General features: G+C 47.6%; 2 pseudogenes. One reads left to right on the forward strand and one right to left on the reverse strand.

Going from position 1 to position 1537, the window contains the following annotated elements:
• A pseudogene (locus GMD6S_RS11295) lies at nt 1-500 on the reverse strand (accessory Sec system glycosylation chaperone GtfB); the annotation flags it as partial.
• Between GMD6S_RS11295 and polC the strand changes: the two are divergent.
• Nucleotides 501-1537 (forward strand): annotated as a pseudogene (polC, locus tag GMD6S_RS11300) (PolC-type DNA polymerase III); the annotation flags it as partial.

Genomic DNA, 1537 nt, shown 5'->3' on the forward strand with positions numbered 1-1537 from the left:
TTGGACGACATTTCAGTCACTGCCGCGATTCGGAAGGTCACCATTGGCAAGGACTCAATCAGGGTTTCGATATGTTCGATCTGATCTGAGTTGGTAACGATCAAGGCATCTGGTCGAACGAAGTTTTCTCTTTTGAACTGATAATGATAACCTAGATGGACAAACTTGTCATGATAGGCTGGATTGGTCAAGGCCAAGGCCTGTTCATAGGTAGCCTTATCTGGTATGAGGATCTGCTTGGCTCTCAGCCCCTCTTGCTCCAAGAGCAGCTGCATATTCCCAGGAAGGCAATCATCTAGCGGTTCTTGCCAAACCAAGATATCCTGTCCGCTCTTGTCTGGATAATGATATGAGACCAAGAAAGAGGTAGCTAGAGTATTAAAGAGAAGGTGGCGAGTGTCGATTCCCAAGTCTTGCAAAAAGAAGATCGTGAACTCCACTCGATTTTTAAAATGGCGCAGGGCTTGTCCGGGCAAGGTTAGGAGGATATCGCCTGTCACGTCTACGACTTTACGCCTGTTCAGTATCCAGCGGATGACGTGACGGCTGAATGGCAGACGACCCACTTTAACTTCCACGATATCGATGAGAACGTCCTCAAACTCGATGTGCTGGGTCATGATGATCCGACCATGATTCGGAAACTGCAGGACTTGTCTGGGATTGACCCTAATGAAATTCCTATGGATGATGAAGGCGTGATGGCCCTCTTTTCTGGGACTGATGTGCTAGGGGTGACTCCGGAGCAAATCGGTACACCGACGGGGATGCTAGGAATTCCAGAATTTGGAACCAACTTTGTACGTGGGATGGTCGATGAAACCCATCCGACAACCTTTGCGGAATTGCTTCAGCTCTCAGGTCTGTCCCACGGTACTGATGTCTGGTTGGGCAATGCCCAGGATTTGATCAAGCAAGGGATTGCGGACCTATCAACCGTTATCGGTTGTCGGGACGACATCATGGTTTATCTCATGCATGCGGGTCTCGAGCCTAAAATGGCCTTTACCATCATGGAACGGGTACGTAAGGGCTTGTGGTTGAAGATTTCCGAAGAAGAACGAAATGGCTATATCGAAGCCATGAAGGCCAATAAGGTGCCAGAATGGTATATCGAATCCTGTGGAAAAATCAAGTATATGTTCCCCAAAGCCCACGCGGCAGCCTACGTTATGATGGCCTTACGTGTAGCCTACTTCAAGGTTCACCATCCGATTTATTACTACTGTGCTTACTTCTCTATCCGCGCCAAGGCCTTTGATATCAAGACCATGGGTGCCGGCTTGGATGCCATTAAGCGTAGAATGGAAGAAATCGCTGAAAAACGGAAGAATAATGAAGCCTCTAATGTGGAAATCGATCTTTATACAACTCTTGAGATTGTCAATGAGATGTGGGAACGTGGCTTTAAGTTTGGCAAGTTAGATCTCTATCGTAGTGATGCGACTGAGTTCATCATTGATGGAGATACCCTCATCCCACCATTTGTAGCAATGGATGGTCTGGGAGAGAACGTTGCTAAGCAGTTGGTGCGTGC

The organism is Streptococcus sp. GMD6S, assembly GCF_000297015.1.